18 protein-coding genes are annotated in these 17,751 nt (G+C 62.0%); 3 read left to right on the forward strand and 15 right to left on the reverse strand.

All coding sequences use genetic code 11. The features are described 5' to 3' along the window. Positions 1–28 precede the first annotated feature (28 nt). The 5 genes from EFD55_RS24730 to EFD55_RS24750 form a co-directional block, all read right to left on the reverse strand. Positions 29–859, reverse strand: a complete 831-nt coding sequence (locus tag EFD55_RS24730) for a cell wall hydrolase (RefSeq protein WP_125848375.1) — start codon at positions 857–859, stop codon at positions 29–31. 163 nt (positions 860–1,022) lie between these two features. Further along, on the reverse strand, positions 1,023–2,063 hold the full coding sequence (locus EFD55_RS24735; RefSeq protein ID WP_125848377.1) for a sulfate/molybdate ABC transporter ATP-binding protein: 1,041 nt from the start codon (positions 2,061–2,063) through the stop codon (positions 1,023–1,025). Positions 2,064–2,073: 10 nt separating this feature from the next. Then, positions 2,074–2,946: a sulfate ABC transporter permease subunit CysW gene (gene cysW / locus EFD55_RS24740; protein ID WP_125848379.1), complete on the reverse strand. Its 873-nt coding sequence runs from the start codon at positions 2,944–2,946 to the stop codon at positions 2,074–2,076. Beyond that, positions 2,936–3,793, reverse strand: coding sequence for a sulfate ABC transporter permease subunit CysT (gene cysT / locus EFD55_RS24745; RefSeq protein WP_125848381.1), 858 nt, complete (start codon positions 3,791–3,793; stop codon positions 2,936–2,938). The genes cysW and cysT overlap by 11 nt, the downstream gene beginning before the upstream one ends. An 8-nt stretch (positions 3,794–3,801) precedes the next feature. Then, complete coding sequence (locus EFD55_RS24750; protein ID WP_125848384.1) at positions 3,802–4,827, reverse strand: sulfate ABC transporter substrate-binding protein; 1,026 nt, start codon at positions 4,825–4,827, stop codon at positions 3,802–3,804. A gap of 88 nt (positions 4,828–4,915) precedes the next feature. On the opposite strand from EFD55_RS24750, the gene EFD55_RS33290 reads away from it, so the two are divergent. Next, positions 4,916–5,080 carry a hypothetical protein gene (locus EFD55_RS33290; RefSeq protein ID WP_165504864.1) on the forward strand — a complete coding sequence of 55 codons (165 nt, stop codon included), beginning with the start codon at positions 4,916–4,918 and terminating at the stop codon, positions 5,078–5,080. Positions 5,081–5,188: 108 nt separating this feature from the next. Next, on the forward strand, positions 5,189–6,205 hold the full coding sequence (locus tag EFD55_RS24755) for a porin (RefSeq protein ID WP_125848386.1): 1,017 nt from the start codon (positions 5,189–5,191) through the stop codon (positions 6,203–6,205). A 59-nt stretch (positions 6,206–6,264) separates the two neighbouring features. Here EFD55_RS24755 and EFD55_RS24760 read toward each other — a convergent pair whose 3' ends face one another. From EFD55_RS24760 to EFD55_RS24805, 9 genes are all read right to left on the reverse strand, one after another. Continuing rightward, the gene (locus EFD55_RS24760) at positions 6,265–6,720 is read right to left on the reverse strand and encodes a PTS sugar transporter subunit IIA (RefSeq protein ID WP_125848388.1); all 456 of its coding nucleotides are present in this window, start codon (positions 6,718–6,720) and stop codon (positions 6,265–6,267) included. A 56-nt stretch (positions 6,721–6,776) separates the two neighbouring features. After that, on the reverse strand, positions 6,777–7,469 hold the full coding sequence (locus tag EFD55_RS24765; protein WP_125848390.1) for a response regulator: 693 nt from the start codon (positions 7,467–7,469) through the stop codon (positions 6,777–6,779). After that, positions 7,466–10,174, reverse strand: coding sequence for a DUF4118 domain-containing protein (locus EFD55_RS24770; protein WP_125848392.1), 2,709 nt, complete (start codon positions 10,172–10,174; stop codon positions 7,466–7,468). The genes EFD55_RS24765 and EFD55_RS24770 overlap by 4 nt, the downstream gene beginning before the upstream one ends. A gap of 49 nt (positions 10,175–10,223) precedes the next feature. Further along, positions 10,224–10,793 carry a potassium-transporting ATPase subunit KdpC gene (kdpC, locus tag EFD55_RS24775; protein ID WP_125848394.1) on the reverse strand — a complete coding sequence of 190 codons (570 nt, stop codon included), beginning with the start codon at positions 10,791–10,793 and terminating at the stop codon, positions 10,224–10,226. 22 nt (positions 10,794–10,815) lie between these two features. Beyond that, complete coding sequence (gene kdpB, locus EFD55_RS24780; protein ID WP_125848396.1) at positions 10,816–12,876, reverse strand: potassium-transporting ATPase subunit KdpB; 2,061 nt, start codon at positions 12,874–12,876, stop codon at positions 10,816–10,818. Positions 12,877–13,085: 209 nt separating this feature from the next. Beyond that, positions 13,086–14,789, reverse strand: a complete 1,704-nt coding sequence (gene kdpA, locus EFD55_RS24785) for a potassium-transporting ATPase subunit KdpA (protein WP_125848398.1) — start codon at positions 14,787–14,789, stop codon at positions 13,086–13,088. Between the two features lie 68 nt (positions 14,790–14,857). Further along, positions 14,858–14,947, reverse strand: a complete 90-nt coding sequence (locus EFD55_RS24790; protein WP_003547774.1) for a K(+)-transporting ATPase subunit F — start codon at positions 14,945–14,947, stop codon at positions 14,858–14,860. 313 nt (positions 14,948–15,260) lie between these two features. Next, the gene (locus EFD55_RS24800; RefSeq protein WP_125848400.1) at positions 15,261–15,623 is read right to left on the reverse strand and encodes a copper resistance CopC family protein; all 363 of its coding nucleotides are present in this window, start codon (positions 15,621–15,623) and stop codon (positions 15,261–15,263) included. Between the two features lie 76 nt (positions 15,624–15,699). Beyond that, a complete protein-coding gene (locus EFD55_RS24805) occupies positions 15,700–15,957 on the reverse strand; it encodes a hypothetical protein (protein WP_125848402.1) in 258 nt (85 codons plus the stop codon). Between the two features lie 162 nt (positions 15,958–16,119). Between EFD55_RS24805 and EFD55_RS24810 the strand changes: the two genes are divergently transcribed. Beyond that, complete coding sequence (locus tag EFD55_RS24810; protein WP_125848404.1) at positions 16,120–17,163, forward strand: NAD(P)-dependent alcohol dehydrogenase; 1,044 nt, start codon at positions 16,120–16,122, stop codon at positions 17,161–17,163. Between the two features lie 15 nt (positions 17,164–17,178). On the opposite strand, the gene EFD55_RS24815 is transcribed toward EFD55_RS24810, so the two are convergent. Then, positions 17,179–17,748 carry a DedA family protein gene (locus tag EFD55_RS24815; RefSeq protein ID WP_125848406.1) on the reverse strand — a complete coding sequence of 190 codons (570 nt, stop codon included), beginning with the start codon at positions 17,746–17,748 and terminating at the stop codon, positions 17,179–17,181. Positions 17,749–17,751 lie beyond the last annotated feature (3 nt).

The following is a 17,751-nucleotide window of genomic DNA, read 5'->3' on the forward strand; positions in this document are numbered from 1 at the left end:
CTTCCTTGTCCGAATTGCGGGAAAGGCTTTAGCCGCCATTCGCCGGAATGCTCCCGCGCAGCATCACGCTGTCATAGGCGGGGCGGGGAATGGGAATGGCGATCGGCATTCCCGGCTCGGGCTCGATCGCGGTTTGCGGCGACGTGACCGGTGCGGTCACCGGTGCAGTTATCTGCATCGACGCCGTGCTCGCCGTGGCCAGGGGATCGGGAGCGGGTAGAGGAACGGGAACGGCCGAGGGAATCAGGGCCTCGAATTGCGGCGGCAACATGCTTTCGCCGGGCACATAATTCATCGCCACCTCATAGGAGGGTAGCGGAGGCGGCGTTTCGAGCGTGCCGTTGGAGTCGCGCTTCTCATAGAAGGCGTTACCGCCGGCGACCGTCACATAATGCATGTTGTCGTAAGGGAATTTCAGCCCTTCGGTGTGGAAGAACATCGCGTCCTTCACCGCCGGATGACGTGCGCCCTTCACGAGGATCGCATCGGCGGCGGTCGCAAGCTCCGTTTCGGCCTGCGGCTTCACCTCGCGCGTCATCACGCCCGGTGCAAACTGTCTCTCCTGAGCGACGACGCCGCAGATGGAAGGAGGATAGGCGCCTGATGTGAGCCTGTTCATAACGACGGTGCCGACGGCCAGATAGCCGTCCTCATCCGAATGCTGCGATTCGAAATACATCGCGCGCTTCAGACAGTCGCGATCCTTGGCCGTATAATTGAAGGTGACCTTCGCCGGCTGAACTTGCTTCGTCTTCGCCGCCGTTGCCGCCGGTTTCGATGTCGTTGTGCAGCTTGCCGCTGCCAGTCCCACGAGCAAAATCCCGATCAGGGATCTTCCAAAGGAAATCTCCGCCCTCAACGCCAGGTGCCTCCGTTTGGATAAGTCCAGCCCCTTATGCTTAACGCGAAAACGTTTTACCCGGCATGTGACAAAAATACAAACAACCTGGGATCACAAAAAGCCTGATGGACTCTCGCCAAATACGATTCCGGCGATGATCCCGATTGCAGCCCCATTTCCATCAGCCGCGGAACAGCTTCCAGCGTGTCGGCTTGAAAGCGACCCGGTTGCGGTCCAGCCTGTCCGCCTCGCTCGGCGGCAGTTCGATTTCGATATGCGGGCGGTCGTTGCCGATATCGAGTTCGATATGTCGGGTACCGGCCACACGGCGGCTGGAAACCGACTGGCCGGCGATGCAGTTTTCAGCTGATTCGCAGAGTCGCACGTCGTGGGGGCGGAAGTAGAGCTGGGCCGTGCCGTCCGGTTCGCCATCGGCATTGAGACCGAGCGAGCGGCCGTCGAAACGGATGTCGCCATCTGATATCTCGACCTGCAGGCAGTTCGACTGGCCGATGAAGCCGAAGACGAAGGGAGAATTCGGATTGTCGTAGACCTCGTCGGGCGTTCCGATCTGTTCGATCGCGCCCTGACTCATGACGACGACGCGGTCGGCAAGCTCCAGAGCCTCATCCTGGTCGTGGGTCACGAAGACGGTGGTGTGGCCGGTACGGTCGTGGATTTCGCGCAGCCATTTGCGCAGGTCCTTGCGCACCTGGGCATCGAGCGCGCCGAAGGGCTCGTCGAGCAGCAGCACGTTCGGTTCGACGGCCATGGCGCGGGCGAGCGCCACGCGCTGGCGCTGGCCGCCGGAAAGCTGCGCCGGGTAGCGTTTTTCGAGACCGGAAAGCTGAACGAGGTCGAGCAGTTCCAGGGCCCGCCTACGGATATCGGCCTTCGGTGGGCGCCGCGCGCCGTTTCTGACCTTCAGGCCGAACGAGACGTTTTCGAGCACCGTCATGTAACGGAAGAGGGCATAATGCTGGAAGACGAAGCCGATATTGCGCTGCTGCACTGATCTCTTCGAGGCATCCTCTTCGCCGAAGAAGATCTTCCCCTCGGTCGGACTTTCGAGGCCGGCGATGAGGCGCAGCAATGTCGTCTTGCCGGAACCCGACGGGCCGAGCAGTGCGATCAATTCGCCGGAGCGGATGTCGAGCGAGACATCGTGCAGCGCCGGAAAACGATCGAATTCCTTGCGGATGTTTTGAACGCGTACTTCCATTCCAAATCCTTCAGTGCCGCCGGCTGGCGGCGATCTCCGCGCTATAGCGCATTTCCAGCAGCGTCTTCAAAACAAGAGTCACGAGCGCGAGCAAGGCCAAAAGCGTGGCGACGGCAAATGCGCCGGTGAAATTATACTCGTTGTAGAGAATCTCCACCTGCAGCGGCATCGTGTTCGTCTGGCCGCGAATATGGCCTGACACCACCGAGACCGCGCCGAACTCGCCCATGGCTCGGGCGTTGCAGAGCAGCACGCCGTAGAGCAGGCCCCATTTGATGTTCGGCAGCGTCACGTACCAGAAGGTCTGCCAACCAGAAGCGCCGAGCGAAAGAGCTGCCTCTTCGTCTGCGGTTCCCTGTTCCTGCATCAGAGGGATCAGCTCGCGGGCGACGAAGGGAAAGGTGACGAACATGGTGGCGAGCACCAATCCCGGCACGGCGAACAGGATCTTGATGTCGTGAGCATTGAACCACTGGCCGAGCGATGCATTGGCGCCGAACAGCAGCACGAAGACCAGGCCCGATATGACGGGCGAAACCGAGAAGGGAAGGTCGATCAGTGTCGTCAGAAACGCCTTGCCCTTGAACTCGAACTTGGCGATCGCCCAGGCGGCGGCGACCCCGAATACGAGATTAAGGGGAACGCTGATGCCGGCGACGATCAGCGTCAGGCGGATCGCCGAGAAGGTCTCGGCATCCGCGAGTGCCTCTAGGAAGGGGCCGGCGCCCTTGCGGAAGGCTTCAACGAAGACGGCGGCGAGCGGCAGAAGCAGGATCAGCAGCAGGAAGACGAGCGAAAGGGCGATCAGGGTGAAGCGCGCGATCCTGTGTTCGGTGGTCACCGAACGCAGCTTCGCGGGTTGAACGGTCGCATCAAGCGCCATAGCCGTACCTCCGCCTGCTCCAGCTCTGAATGAGGTTGATGACGAGCAGCAAGGCGAACGAGATCACCAGCATGATCGCCGCGATGCCGGTTGCCGCCGCGTAATTATATTCTTCGAGTTTGATGATGATCAGCAGCGGTGCGATTTCCGATTTGAACGGCAGGTTGCCGGCGATGAAGATGACCGAGCCGTATTCGCCGACGCCGCGGGCAAAGGCAAGCGCGAAGCCGGTGAGGACGGCAGGCGCAAGTCCCGGCAGCAGCACGCGGAAAATCGTCTGGAGGCGGTTGGCGCCGAGCGTTGCAGCGGCCTCCTCCACTTCCTTGTCGATCTCCTCCATGACAGGCTGCACGGTGCGCACCACGAAGGGCAGGCCGACGAAGATCAGCGCCACGACGATGCCGGCTGGCGTAAAGGCGACCTTGATGCCGAGCGGTGTCAGGAACTGACCGACCCAGCCGTTCGGCGCGTAGAGCGCCGCCAATGCGATACCGGCAACGGCGGTCGGCAGCGCGAAGGGCAGATCGACCATGGCGTCGATGATACGCTTGCCGGGGAAACGGTAACGCACCAGGACCCAGGCGAGGATGATGCCGAAGACGGCGTTGACGATTGCTGCGATGAAGGCGCTGCCGAAGCTGATGCGCAGCGCGTTCAATACGCGCTGATCGAACGCGATCGACCAGAATTTCTCCCAGCCGAGGGCGCTCGAACGGACGGCAAGGCCCGAGAGCGGGATAAGGATCAGAAGGGTGAGCCAGGTCAAGGTAAGGCCGAGCGCCATTCCGAAACCCGGAATGACGCTCGGCCGTTTGAACCGCCACCGCGTGGGGCTATGTGCTTTCATGAAGTCTATTATTGGGCCGGCTTGTAGATTTGGTCAAATACGCCGCCGTCGCCGAAGAATTTCGGCTGTGCCGTCTTCCAGCCGCCGAAGTCGTCGATGGTTGCGAGCGTCAGCTTCGGGAAGCGGGCGACATCGGCCGGATCGGCGGCTTCCGGCTTGATCGGCCGGTAGAAGTGCTTGGCGGCGATCTTCTGGCCTTCGTCCGAATAGAGGTAGTTGAGGTAGGCTTCGGCGACCTTGCGCGTGCCCTTCTTGTCGACATTGCCGTCGACGATGGCGACCGGCGGGTCGGCGCGGATGGAGAAGGAGGGCGTCACGATCTCGAACTGGTCGGGACCGAGTTCTTCGAGCGAAAGATAGGCTTCGTTTTCCCAGGCGAGCAGAACGTCGCCGAGGCCTCGCTGGACGAAGGTGGTCGTTGCGCCGCGGGCGCCAGTGTCGAGAACCGGAACGTGCTGCAGCAGTTTCGTGACGTATTCCTGTGCCCTGGCGTCGTCGCCGCCATTCGCCTGCTTGGCCCATGCCCAGGCGGCGAGGAAGTTCCAGCGGGCGCCGCCCGACGTCTTCGGGTTCGGCGTGATGACCTGCACGTCGTCCTTGACCAGGTCGCCCCAATCCTTGATGCCCTTGGGGTTGCCCTTGCGCACGAGGAAGACGATCGTCGAGGTATAGGGCGTCGAATTGTTCGGGAACTTCGTCTTCCAGTCGGCCGGGATCTTGCCGGTCGCCTTGGCGATGGCGTCGATATCGCCTTCGAGGGCCAGCGTGACGACGTCGGCGTCGAGACCGTCGATGACGGAGCGAGCCTGGGCGCCGGAACCGCCATGCGAAGCCTTGATCGTCACGGCTTCGCCATTGTCCTTCTGCCACTTGGCAGCAAAGGCAGCATTGAAATCCTTGTACAATTCGCGGGTCGGATCGTAGGAAACGTTAAGCAGCGTCTGATCCGCGAATGCCGGAGCAATGCTTCCGATCGCGAAGCTGCCTGCCATGACCGCCGCCGCAAGGAGCCGGGTGAGCCGTTGTGTCTGCATGGGGAACCTCCTGTTTTTCTGCCGTAACTCTATCAAGTCAGTCGTATAATGAAACGAAGGTTCTTCCTGTTCCCTTGGTGCCGTTAGAATGTCATTCCATTTGGTGGCCCATTTTGAAATGGACGTGCCGAAGTTGGCCGCGGCCAATCGCCGGGCCGTCGCCATCCTGCCGCAGAGCCGTGTTTTTTCTGCCACAGTTTCTCCACAAGCGGCGTTGCGGATGCTGATTTTTGCCAAGATTTTGCCGCGATGACACTTGCGGATTCCTATATCGCGTCGGTGCGGCCGAATTCGCCGACCGCTACGTGGGGGCATCCTTGAAATGCGCCTCACATTCCAAACCTGTTAAGGGCCATTCAAAATGAATATCAGAACTATCCTTTTTGCTTCCGTTGCCGCCCTTGCCGCGGCATCCGGAGCCCGCGCAGCCGACGCCATCGTGGCGGCGGAACCCGAGCCCGTGGAATATGTTCGCGTTTGCGACGCCTACGGCACGGGGTATTTCTATATTCCGGGGACGGAAACATGCCTTTCGATCGGCGGTTATATCCGTACCGAAGTGCGCTTCGGTGACAATATCGCCGGCGATTCCGACGTCAATTTCTGGACTCGCGGCCAGGTGACCTTCCAGGCCAAGAACGACACCGAGTACGGCACGCTCACCGGCGTCATCACCCTGCGTTACAACGTCGACAATGCATCCGATCAGGAAGCTCTTCTGGACGAAGGCTATATCGACATCGCTGGTTTCCGCGTCGGTAAGCTGTACAGCTGGTGGGACGACGACATGAGCGGCGAGACCGATACGCTCGCCAGCAACGAAACGACCCATAACTCGATCCGTTATCAGTACGAGTCCGGCGCCTTCGCGGCCGGCATTTCGGTCGATGAATTGGAAGACGACTACGCCACCAAGCCGGGCGAAGGCCCGAACAATTTCGGTGTCGCGGGTCAGGTCTCCTACAAGGCCGGCGCCATCAGCGCTTACCTGCTTGCGGGCTATGACACCGACACCAGCGAAGTCGCGGTCCGCGGCATCGTCTATGCCGATATCGGCCCCGGTACGCTCGGCATCGCCGGCGTATGGGCAAGCGGCGCCAACTACTACTACGAAGAGTCCGAATGGACGATCGCAGCAGAATACGCCTTGAAGATCAACGACAAGTGGAAGATCACTCCCGGCTTCCAGTACTTCGAAAATATTGCTCTCGAGGCTGACGGCAATGGCTTCACCGGCGGTAGCGCCTATACCACGGGTGTAACGATCGACTACCAGATCGTCGAAGACCTGCGTACGAAGCTCAGCGTGCAATATCACGACGAGGACGAAGGCGACGACGAAGTGTTCGGCTTCCTGCGCTTCCAGCGCGATTTCTAAGATAGTCTCATTGCAGACGAACGGGCGCGGCCTTCAGGCCGCGCCCTTTTTTTATGCTGTCACACCCGGGAATCGGCAATGAAGTCGGAATAGAATTCGTCGACCGTTCTTGCCTTGCGCATGGCGGAAAGCACGCCGTCCGATTGCAGTCTGCGTGCGATGGCGGCGAGCACGTTCAGATATTCGCCGCGATTGTTTTCCCCGAAGAGCAGCACGACGGCGATGTCGGTCGGGATATCGTCGATCGCCTCGAAATCCAGCGGCTGGGCGAAGCGGACGAGAAGTCCGCGCGGGCTGGTCATGCCATCGATCGCCGCATGTGGAACGGCGATGCCGTTCCCGATCCCCGTGGAGCCGAGCTTCTCCCGCGCTTCGAGCGCCTTCAGGATGGTCTGGCCGTCGACGGAAAAAGCCTTGGCCGCCTTGTCGGCTATGGTCTGCAGCGCGCGCCATTTGGTCGGCGCCGACACGCCGATGAAGGTGTGTTCCGGCCGGATGATGTTGGGAAGGTTCATGTGATTCTCAATGCTGTTCGGCTCGATACTGTTCGGGCAGCGGAAGGGGCGGAAAGTCAATCCGGTTCCCTGAGCCGGTAGCCGACGCCGGTCTCGGTGGTAATATAGTGAGGCTGGTCCGGAATCTGTTCGACCTTTTGCCGCAGCTGCCGCACATAGACGCGCAGATACTGCACATCGGCCGCCGGCCCCCAAATCTGCTTCAAAAGAAATTGGTGCGTCAGCACCTTGCCGGCATGCTGGGCGAGCACGCGCAGGATGTCGTATTCCTTCGGCGACAGCTTGATCTCCCTGCCGTCGACCTTGACGATGCGCTTGACGAGATCGATCGACAGTCCGCCGGTCTGGAAGATCGCCTTTTCGCCCTGCTGCTGCAGGCGGTGGCGCAAGGCCACGCGGATGCGGGCGCCGAGCTCGTTGATGCCGAAGGGCTTGGTGATGTAGTCGTCGGCGCCGCTTTCGAGCGCCTTGACGATGCCGGCCTCGTCGGTGCGGCTGGAGAGGATGACGACAGGCATGGAGAGCCCTTCGTCGCGCCACTCCTGTAAGAGATCGTGGCCTGGTGTGTCGGGCAGGCCGAGGTCGAGCACGATGAGGTCGGGCATGTCGTCGGCGACCGACTGACGGGCGGCCGCGGCGTTTGCCGCTTCCTGCACCTCGTAGCCCTGCGCGGTCAGACCGACGCGGAGCAGCTTGCGGATGGGAGGCTCGTCGTCGACGACGAGCAGTTTGACGGCTGAACCGGTCATCTCAATTCATCCAGTTTCGGAATGTCGTTGGGTTTCGGCAGACGGATGGTGAAGACGGCGCCGGGGCGGCCCGTCCGGTTGCCGGCGACGATCGTGCCGCCCATCGCCTCGATGAAGCCGCGGCAGATGGAAAGGCCAAGCCCGGTGCCGGCGCGCACCTGATCCCCCTTGCGCACGCGGTAGAAGGTATCGAAGACGCGGGTGATGTCGGCCGGCGGAATGCCCGGTCCTCCGTCGGAGACCTGGACGACGACATTTTCGGCATCGGCCCAGCCCTCGATGTGGATCACCGATCCCTCGGGGGCATATTTGGCGGCATTGTCGAGCAGGTTGAAAATCACTTGCTCGAACAGGACAGGGTCGACACGCACCATCGGCAAGTCGGCGGGAACGCTCATCTCGGTCTTGTGTCGCTCGAGGATCTTTGCGGCGCGGCGCAGCGCGGTGCCGATGATATCGCCGGCAAAATGTAGCGCATAGTTCGGTTCCATCGCTCCGGATTCGATCTTCGTCATGTCGAGCAGGTTGGCGATGAAGCGGTTGAGGCGTTCCGATTCGTCGACGACGGTGGAGAGCAGGTCGCTTCGATCCTCCTCCGACATGGAGGCGAAATAGTCGCGCAGCGTGCCGGCGGCGCCGAGGATGGCGGCAAGCGGCGTCTTCAGGTCGTGCGAGATCGAGGTGAGCAGGGCAGAGCGCAGCCGGTCGGCTTCTGCCGCAAGCCGTGCCCGGTCGACATCGGCGACAAGCTGGACGCGTTCGATGGCGAGTGCCGCCTGGTCGGCCAGCGCATCGAGCAGGCGCTGTTGCTCCGGCGTCAACAGCGGCCCGTCGCGGCGGTCGCTGTCGAGGCCAATGACGCCGACGGCGGCGCGCCCCGTCCGGAGCGGCACGTAGAGGCGCTTGGCGCCGGGCAGGGTGTCGGCGCCGCGACCGGCAGCGTGATTGTGCTCCCAGGCCCAGCGGGCGGCGGCGATATCGGCATCGTCGAGCGTATCGTCAGGGGGATAACCGGCCTTGACGGCGATGGTACCTTCCTCGGGCAGCAGCAGCACGACGCGGACCTTCAGCATCGAGGCGAGCTGAAAGGCGGTTGCCCAGAGCACGTCGTCGAGCGTGCCGGTGCCGGCGAGCTTTTTCGAGAAGAGGTAAAGGTCTTCCGTGGTCCGCGCCCGCTGGCGGGCTGCGGCGGCCTGGCGCTGTACGGTCGCGGTCAGGTTGCTGGCGATGATCGCGACGCCCAGGAAGAAGAAGAACGCGAGCACGCTCTCCGGATCGCTGATCGTCAGCGTGTAGCGCGGCGGCAGGAAGAAGAAATTGAAGGACAGCGCGCTGAGGATGCAGCTGTAGAGCGCCGGCCGCAGCCCGTGGATGACGGCGGAGGTCAGCACCGCCATCAGGAAGACGAGGGCAAGGTTGCGCACGTCGAGCACCTGGTCGAGCACGATGCTGACGCCGAGCGCGATGGCGACATAGGCGGTTGCCAGCAGATAGGCCCAGAGATCCAGCGGTGGCGCCGTGGCGGCGGCTTTGACGCCGCGCGCCGTGGTGCCGTCCTTCTCGTTGCCCGAAATGACATGGACGCTGATTTCGCCGGTCTTGCGGATCAGCTCGTCGGTGATCGAACGGTTCCACCAGTCGCGCCATGTCGGCTTCTTCGGCGCGCCGATGACGATATGTGTGACGTTGTTGGCTGTGGCATGGCGAACGAGTTCCTCGGCCACCTCGCGGCCGGGAATGGTGATCGCCTCGCCACCCAGCTGCTCGGCAAGACGCAACGTGGCGGCAACGGTATCGCGCTCCGTTTCCGACAGATTGATCGAGCGGTTGGTCTCGATGTAGACGGCGGCCCAGGGCGCGCGCAGCCGCGAGGCCACGCGTGAGGCATAGCGCACCAGCGAGGCCGAGCGCGGGTGATGATCGACCGAAACGAGGACGCGCTCGCCGGCCGCCCAGGGGCCCGAGATGGCATGGGCCTGCATATGGGTGAGCAACTGATCGTCGACGCGCTGGGCGGTCTTGCGCAGCGCCAATTCCCTGAGTGCCGTCAGATTGCCTGGCGTGAAATAGTTGGTCAGCGCCCGCTCTGCGGTCCGCGCCATATAGACTTTACCGTCATGCAACCGCTTGATCAGATCATCCGGCGTCAGATCGATGATCTCGACGTCGTCGGCAAGGTCGATGATCGAGTCCGGCACAGTCTCGCGCACGCGGATGCGTGTGATCTGCGAGACGACGTCGTTCAGGCTCTCGACATGCTGGATGTTCAGCGTCGTGTAGACGTCGATGCCGCGGCCGAGCAATTCCTTGACATCGAGATAGCGCTTCGGATGGCGGCTGCCCTCGGCATTGGTATGGGCGAGTTCGTCGACCAGCACGAGATCGGGCCTGCGAGCGAGGATGCCGTCGAGATCCATTTCCTCGAGCTGCCGGCCCTTGTACTCGATCTTGACGCGGGGGATGATCTCGAAGCCGGCCAGCAGCGCCTCGGTCTCCTTGCGGCCGTGGGTCTCGACGACGCCGATGACGACATCGAGACCGTCGGCGATCTTGGCACGGCCGGAGATCAGCATCTCGTAGGTCTTGCCGACGCCGGGTGCAGCACCCAGAAAGATCTTCAGACGGCCGCGCGTTTCGGCCCGGGCTTTTTCGAGAAGCGCATCGGGCGAGGGCCTGCCGGCCTGGTCGCGATTGTCGTCTGCCATGCGAGTGATCTTTCTGCAATGGAGGACGGGTGCGCCCGGCCCGCCAACCTTACTCAGTCATAGAAGCATCAAGGCTCTGGTTCAACGCCAGAACATTGACGGTGGGTTCGCCGAGAATGCCGAGCTCCCGGGCCTGAACTGCACCGTCGACCAGTGCCTTGACCTTGGCTTCAGCAACGCCCCGCGCCTTGGCGACACGCGCCACCTGGAAATAGGCCGCATCGGGCGAAATATGAGGATCGAGGCCACTGCCCGAAGCGGTGACGAGGTCGGCGGGTACGTCGGCTGTCGGATTCGTTGCCTTCGCGGCCTCATAGTCGCCCTTGACGCGGTCGATCAGCTTCTGGCTGGTCGGGCCGAGGTTCGAGCCGCTGGAGGCGGCCGCATTGTAGCCGTCGCCGGCCGCCGAAGGACGGCCGTGGAAATACTTGTCGCTGGTGAAGGCCTGGCCGATCAGCGTCGAGCCGATCACCTGGCCGTTTTTCTCAACTAGGCTGCCGTTTGCCTGGGTTGGGAAGAGCGCCTGGGCGGCACCCGTCATGGCGAGCGGGTAGAGAAGGCCTGTTATGGCGGTGGTGGCGACGATCATGACGACTGCCGGGCGAAATTCTCTAAACATTGTTCTTACTCCTTGGAGTGTCTCAGGCGAGACCGAGGGCCGCGACGGCCATGTCGATTGCCTTGATGCCGATGAAGGGGACGATGATGCCGCCGAGACCGTAGATCAGCAGGTTGCGCGACAGAAGTGCGCCGGCGCCGATCGGACGATAGCGGACACCCTTCAGCGACAGCGGGATCAGCGCAATGATGATCAACGCGTTGAAGATGATCGCCGAGAGGATGGCGCTTTGCGGCGTCGAAAGCCCCATGACGTTGAGCACGCTGAGCTGCGGGTAGAAGGTCAGGAACATCGCCGGGATGATGGCGAAGTACTTGGCGATGTCGTTGGCGATCGAAAAGGTCGTCAGCGCGCCGCGTGTCATCAAGAGCTGCTTGCCGATCTCGACGATCTCGATGAGCTTCGTTGGGTCTGAGTCGAGGTCGACCATGTTGCCGGCCTCGCGGGCGGCGACCGTCCCGGTGTTCATGGCGACGCCGACATCGGCCTGGGCAAGCGCGGGCGCGTCGTTGGTGCCGTCGCCGCACATGGCGACGAGCTTGCCCTTGGATTGTTCCTCACGCATCAGCGCCAGCTTCATCTCAGGCGTTGCCTGAGCGAGGAAGTCATCGACGCCGGCTTCGGCGGCGATGGCGGCTGCCGTCAGCGGGTTGTCGCCTGTGATCATCACGGTGCGGATGCCCATGCGGCGCAGCTCGGTGAAGCGCTCGCGGATGCCGCCCTTGACGATGTCCTTCAGCTGGATGATGCCGAGCAGCTTGCCGTCGCGGGCAACGGCGAGCGGCGTGCCGCCCGATTTGGCGACCTCGTCTGATATCGACTGCAGTTCGCGCACGACCTCACCGCCGTTCTTGGAGGGCGCATCGCCGTTGACATAGGTCAGCACCGCATCGACCGCACCCTTGCGGATCGAGGCGCCTTCGAGATCGACGCCGCTCATGCGGCTTTGAGCGGTGAAGGGCACGAAGGTGGCCTTGAGGCTTGCCATGTCGCGGCCGCGGATCGCGTATTTCTCCTTGGCGAGCACGACGATGGAGCGGCCTTCCGGCGTTTCGTCGGCAAGCGAGGCGAGCTGGGCGGCATCGGCGAGATCCTGTTCGGAAACGCCGCGAACCGGGCGGAAGGTCGTCGCCTGGCGATTGCCAAGCGTGATCGTGCCCGTCTTGTCGAGGAGCAGCGTGTCGACGTCGCCGGCGGCTTCGACCGCGCGGCCGGACATGGCGAGCACGTTGAAGCGGACGAGGCGGTCCATGCCGGCGATACCGATTGCCGACAGCAGCGCGCCGATCGTCGTCGGGATCAGGGTGACGAAAAGGGCGACGAGGACGATGATCGGGATCGAGCCGCCGGCATAGATGGCAAAGCTCGGGATCGTCGCGGTGGCGAGCACGAAGATCAGCGTCATGCCGGCGAGCAGGATGTTGAGCGCGATCTCGTTCGGCGTCTTCTGGCGTTCCGCGCCCTCGACGAGTGCGATCATACGGTCGAGGAAAGTCGAGCCGGCGGCTGCGGTGATGCGGACGCGGATCCAGTCGGACAGCACCTGGGTGCCGCCTGTTACCGCCGAGCGGTCGCCGCCGGATTCGCGGATGACCGGGGCGGATTCGCCGGTGATCGCCGCTTCGTTGACGGAGGCCACGCCTTCGATCACTTCGCCGTCCGACGGGATGATGTCGCCGGCTTCGACGAGCACGAGGTCGCCGACCTTGAGGCTGGTGCCCGGCACCATGCGGTAGTCGCTGCCATTGCCGGCGGTGAGCAGCTTTGCCTGGGTTTCGGTGCGCGCCTTGCGCAGCGAATCCGCCTGCGCCTTGCCGCGGCCTTCGGCGACCGCTTCGGCGAAATTCGCAAAGAGCACGGTGAACCAGAGCCAGATATTGATCTGGAACGAGAAGCCGAGATTGCCGTTGCCTGCGATGAGGTCGCGCAGGAAGAGGACGGTGGTGAGCACCGAAACCGTGGCCACGACGAACATGACAGGGTTTCTGGCGAGCGCGCGTGGGTCGAGCTTCTTGAAAGCGGCGCCCACGGCCGGAATGAGGATGCGACTATCCATGATACTCGCGGATTTTGCCTGGCTCATAAGAGACTCCAGCTTTGAAACGAGGATGGCGAACCGGAAGCCGGTCAGCCCTGTAAGATTTTGACGATGGCGGCGATGACGAGGAGGCCTGCCATCATCACCAGGATGATGTCGGAGGCTTGGGGTCTCGGGCCATTCCCACGTCCCGGCGCACCGGGACGTGGATGAGAAGCTTGGCGAAGCCTGTGGCGGAGGATCATGGCATCACCTCAGAAGGTCTGGCCTGCGATCATGACCAGATGCTCGACGACGGGACCGAGGGCCAGCGCCGGGAAGAAGGTCAGGCCGCCGACGATCAGGATCGTGCCGACAAGCAGGCCGACGAAGAGCGGGCCGTCCGTCGGGAAGGTGCCTGCCGAGGCCGGAACCGATTTCTTGGCGATCAGCGAACCGGCGATGGCAAGCGCCGGGATGATGACCAGGAAGCGGCCCATCAGCATGCCGAGGCCGAGGCTGATGTTGTACCAGGGCGTATTGCCTGTGAGCCCACCGAAAGCCGAGCCGTTGTTGGCCGCAGCCGACGTATAGGCATAGAGGATTTCGGAGAAGCCGTGCGGGCCTGAAGTGCCGACGGAGGCGACGGCGCTTGGCAGCACCGAGGCGATTGCGGTGAAGACAAGCATGGCGAGCGGCAGGCAGAGGATGGCGAGAACGGCCATCTTCATTTCCTTCGCTTCGATCTTCTTGCCGAGATATTCCGGCGTGCGGCCGACCATCAGACCAGCGACGAAGACGGCGACGATGATGAAAAGCAGGATGCCGTAGAAGCCCGCGCCGACGCCGCCGACAATGACTTCGCCGAGTTGCATGTTAATCAGCGGAACGAGGCCACCGAGCGCGGTGAAGCTGCCATGCATGGCGTTGACCGCGCCGCAGGAGGCCGCAGTGGTGATAACCGCAAAGAGCGAGGACAGGGCGACGCCGAAGCGGACTTCCTTGCCTTCCATGTTGCCGCCGCCAAGACCGAAGGCATGCATCAGCGGGTTGCCGGCGGCTTCCGCGCAATAGGTGATGCCGACGCCTGCGACGAACAGGATGCCCATCGTGGCGAGGATCGCCCAGCCCTGGCGCTGGTTGCCGACCATGCGGCCGAAGACGTTGGTGAGAGCCGCGCCGATCGCGAAGATCGACACCATCTGGATGAGGTTGGAGATGGCGTCGGGGTTTTCGAACGGATGGGCGGAGTTGGCGTTGAAGAAGCCGCCGCCATTGGTGCCGAGCATCTTGATGGCAAGCTGCGAGGCGACGGGGCCGACGGCGATCGTCTGCTGCGCGCCTTCGAGCGTCGTCGCATTGACGTAGGGGCCGAGCGTCTGCGGCACGCCGAGATAGACGAAAACAAGCGTCAGCACGATGCAGATCGGCAGCAGCACATAGAAGGTCGCCCTAGTCATATCGACCCAGAAATTGCCGACGGCCTTGCCCGAAGCGCGCGAGAAGGCGCGGATGAACGCAAGCGCTATGGCAATGCCCGTGGCCGCCGAGACGAAATTCTGGACGGTGAAGCCGGCCATCTGCGTCAGATACGACATGGTGCTTTCGCCGCCGTAATTCTGCCAGTTGGTGTTGCTGACGAAGCTGACGGCGGTGTTGAAGGAAAGCTCCGGCGGGACGGCAGCCATGCCGGCCGGATTATAGGGAAGCCCGGCCTGAAGACGCTGCAACAGGTAAAGCACGATGACGCCGAGCAGGCTGAAGAGCAGCATGGCGAAGGCATAGGAGGTCCAGTGCTGTTCTTCGCGTTCGCTGGTGCCGGCAATGCGGTAAAGCCCCCGTTCGATCGGAACGAGGACCGGTGACAGGAAAGTGCGCTCGCCGTTGAAGACACGCGTCATGTAACCGCCGAGCGGTTTGACGAGCACGAGGATGATCCCGCAGTAAAGCAGGATCTGAAGCCATCCGTTGAGGGTCATGGAGGTAAACTTTCAATACCCGGCTGCTTCTCGGCCGCGCATCGCGACCTCAGAAGCGCCAGTTTTCTTCAAAAGCGTTCTGGGCGAAGGAGAGCGTAGGTGAGGTAGACGGTGAGAAATACGGTCACCGCACCGCTCAAGACATAATCGAGGGTCATTGCGGTTCTCCGGTTAGAGACTGTCGCAGGCTCTGGTGTAGGCAAAGCAGAGCACGAAGAATATGATCGTCGTGCCAAGTAAAATGATATCCATCATGATCGTGACTCCTGTCGTTCTGTTTGGAGTCAGACAAGACAAAGGGCCGGCATCTCGATGGAGGCCGCCTTTCATGCTTTCTGGCGTGGAGATGATCGCTTTGATCTCTCGGGCATCAATATGGAGCCGGAGGGCATAAAGGATCGAGACGGGCAGGCGGCCATCAATATAAAAATCTTATAAATGCTTTTACGGGCCGAAGCGGCGGTTGCGGCGCTAAGGATCGACCCGGAACTGATACTGGCCTTCGGCGCTGCGGCCATCCATCGAGAGGACGCGCCAGTCGACGGTATAGAGGCCCGGCGCCATCGACGGGTCGAGCGGGATCTTGAATATGGATCCTTCTGGGCCTGAGAGAAACGGCTTGCCTGTCGGAAGCGGTGTGCCCTGGGCATCCAGCAGGATGGCCGTCGAGCGGGCAAGATCGACAGGGCCGGTGAAAGTGAGTTCGAGATTGGCCGGCACCAGCTTTTCTTCCTGCTGCTGTGGTGGAAGCGATGCTTCCTCGATTGCGGCAGACGCTCCATTCGCGGCAAGGAGAAGGGATGCGAACAGGCAAAATGACACGATCGACTTCATGATGGTCTTCCTTCTTGCCGATCCGCATGGTGCCGGGAGCCGTCATGTCTCCGCGACGCCATGCCGGCGCCTGCTATTAACGCTTTATGGGGCGATTTCGATCCATTGGCTTGACAATAACGCGCACCGGCTTCGGCGAGCGGTCTTCTTCGAACGCGCCGATGCAGTTGTCTACGAGCCGGCGCCAGAGGTCCCGGAATTGCTTTGATATCGTCGCGCCGCGAGAGATATTCCTGACGATATTATCGTTATCGTGCTTCATCTCTTTATCTTTCTTCATTGATGGCGATTTAGACTTGAGAATATACTCCACAATGGTCTTGGCTGGAATCATCCAGAGGTCTTGGGACGTTAATCTTTCGGGTTATGGAAAATGGGCATTTCATCACATCTTGAGCAAAAGCTTGAGAGGATTGAATTGTCGCCCCTTACGGTCTTATAGTCTGTTCAACGGTGCTCCATGAATCGCAGGAGGCCATAGGGAAGGAAACCGATCATGACCAAAGTCCGTGCGCTGGTGCTGGAGCGCCAGCATGAGCTCGCGCTTCGCGATATCGATCTGCCGCTGGAAACGGGACCGGGGCAGGTGAAGATCAAGATTCATACCGTGGGCGTCTGCGGTTCGGACGTACATTATTATACCCATGGCAAGATCGGTCCGTTCGTCGTCAACGCGCCGATGGTGCTCGGCCACGAGGCGGCGGGCACGGTGGTCGATGTCGGGCCGGGTGTCACGCACCTGAAAGTTGGCGACCGCGTCTGCATGGAACCCGGCATTCCCGATCCGAATTCGAAGGCAAGCCGGCTCGGCATGTACAATATCGATCCCGATGTCACCTTCTGGGCAACGCCGCCGATCCATGGCGTGCTGACGCCTGAGGTCGTGCACCCCGCAAATTATACCTTCAAGCTGCCCGACAATGTCAGCTTCGCCGAAGGCGCCATGGTCGAGCCCTTCGCCGTCGGCATGCAGGCGGCTCATAAAGCAAAGATTGCGCCTGGCGATACCGCCGTCGTTCTCGGTGCCGGGCCGATCGGCACGATGGTGGCGATCGCTGCCCTTGCCGGCGGCTGCGCACGCGCGATCGTCGCCGATCTCGCCCAGCCGAAGCTCGATATATCAGCGCGGTATCAGGGCGTGATCCCGGTCAATATCCGCGAGAAGAGCCTGATCGAGGAAGTCGGCCGGCTGACCGACGATTGGGGCGCCGATGTCGTCTTCGAATGCTCCGGCTCGCCAAAAGCCTGGGAGACGGTCATGGCGCTGCCGCGCCCGGGGGGCGTCATCGTCGCCGTCGGGTTGCCGGTCAACCCTGTCGGTTTCGACGTCTCGACGGCGTCCACCAAGGAAATCCGCATCGAGACGGTGTTCCGTTATGCGCACCAGTATGAGCGCTCGATCGCGCTGCTGGCGTCGGGTCGCGTCGATCTCAAGCCGCTGATCTCAGAGACGTTCAAGTTCGAGGATTCGATCAAGGCGTTCGATCGCGCCGTCGAAGCACGGCCGAGCGACGTCAAGCTGCAGATCGTAATGGAGTAGGTAGCCGCGCCTCTTTTATGAATGCCCGGCTCTCGGCTTCATCCTGCGAAAGGCAAGAGCCGCGCCCGCCACGAGGGCCGCGGCTCCGACTGCAATGAGCAGGTGGTGCTGAAGGGGAAGGTGCCCCATTGTCTTCTGAATGCCATGTCCGAACAGGTAGCCGAGCGCCGTGAAAAGCTGTCCCCAGACCAGCGCGGCTACGGCATTCAGGACGACGAATTTACCGGTTGGTATGCGCGTCGTTCCGATGACGATCGGGCTGATCGTCCGCAAGCCTATCAGGAAACGAAACGCCAGGATGAAGCCGGTCGGATAGTTTTCCAGAAGCCGGGTCACGCGTGCCAGCGCCGGCCTTTCCATCAGCCGGCGGACGAAGCCCCATTGCCCGGCGTAGCGGCCGGCAAAAAACCACATCTGATCGGCGGCGAAGGAGCCTGCCGTGGCCACAAACGAGGCCGACCAATAGGTGAGCAGCTCGCGGTGGGAAATCACGCCGCCGAGGAAAGCCGCCGTTTCGCCCTCGAAGGCGGCGCCCAGAAATATTGCCAGCAGACCGTAATGCTCGATCAGCAGTTCAATAGACACGCG

Origin of the sequence: Rhizobium pisi (assembly GCF_003938655.1) — a bacterium.
GTDB lineage: Bacteria > Pseudomonadota > Alphaproteobacteria > Rhizobiales > Rhizobiaceae > Rhizobium > Rhizobium pisi.

Bases quoted from the DNA above. Each gene is read 5' to 3' on its own strand.
- EFD55_RS24735 (WP_125848377.1), bottom strand. From the start codon at position 2,063: ATGGAAGTACGCGTTCAAAACATCCGCAAGGAATTCGATCGTTTTCCG.
- cysW (WP_125848379.1), bottom strand. From the start codon at position 2,946: ATGGCGCTTGATGCGACCGTTCAACCCGCGAAGCTGCGTTCGGTGACC.
- cysT (WP_125848381.1), bottom strand. From the start codon at position 3,793: ATGAAAGCACATAGCCCCACGCGGTGGCGGTTCAAACGGCCGAGCGTC.
- EFD55_RS24750 (WP_125848384.1), bottom strand. From the start codon at position 4,827: ATGCAGACACAACGGCTCACCCGGCTCCTTGCGGCGGCGGTCATGGCA.
- EFD55_RS33290 (WP_165504864.1), top strand. From the start codon at position 4,916: ATGTCATTCCATTTGGTGGCCCATTTTGAAATGGACGTGCCGAAGTTG.
- EFD55_RS24755 (WP_125848386.1), top strand. From the start codon at position 5,189: ATGAATATCAGAACTATCCTTTTTGCTTCCGTTGCCGCCCTTGCCGCG.
- EFD55_RS24760 (WP_125848388.1), bottom strand. From the start codon at position 6,720: ATGAACCTTCCCAACATCATCCGGCCGGAACACACCTTCATCGGCGTG.
- EFD55_RS24765 (WP_125848390.1), bottom strand. From the start codon at position 7,469: ATGACCGGTTCAGCCGTCAAACTGCTCGTCGTCGACGACGAGCCTCCC.
- EFD55_RS24770 (WP_125848392.1), bottom strand. From the start codon at position 10,174: ATGGCAGACGACAATCGCGACCAGGCCGGCAGGCCCTCGCCCGATGCG.
- kdpC (WP_125848394.1), bottom strand. From the start codon at position 10,793: ATGTTTAGAGAATTTCGCCCGGCAGTCGTCATGATCGTCGCCACCACC.
- kdpB (WP_125848396.1), bottom strand. From the start codon at position 12,876: ATGAGCCAGGCAAAATCCGCGAGTATCATGGATAGTCGCATCCTCATT.
- kdpA (WP_125848398.1), bottom strand. From the start codon at position 14,789: ATGACCCTCAACGGATGGCTTCAGATCCTGCTTTACTGCGGGATCATC.
- EFD55_RS24790 (WP_003547774.1), bottom strand. From the start codon at position 14,947: ATGACCCTCGATTATGTCTTGAGCGGTGCGGTGACCGTATTTCTCACC.
- EFD55_RS24800 (WP_125848400.1), bottom strand. From the start codon at position 15,623: ATGAAGTCGATCGTGTCATTTTGCCTGTTCGCATCCCTTCTCCTTGCC.
- EFD55_RS24805 (WP_125848402.1), bottom strand. From the start codon at position 15,957: ATGATTCCAGCCAAGACCATTGTGGAGTATATTCTCAAGTCTAAATCG.
- EFD55_RS24810 (WP_125848404.1), top strand. From the start codon at position 16,120: ATGACCAAAGTCCGTGCGCTGGTGCTGGAGCGCCAGCATGAGCTCGCG.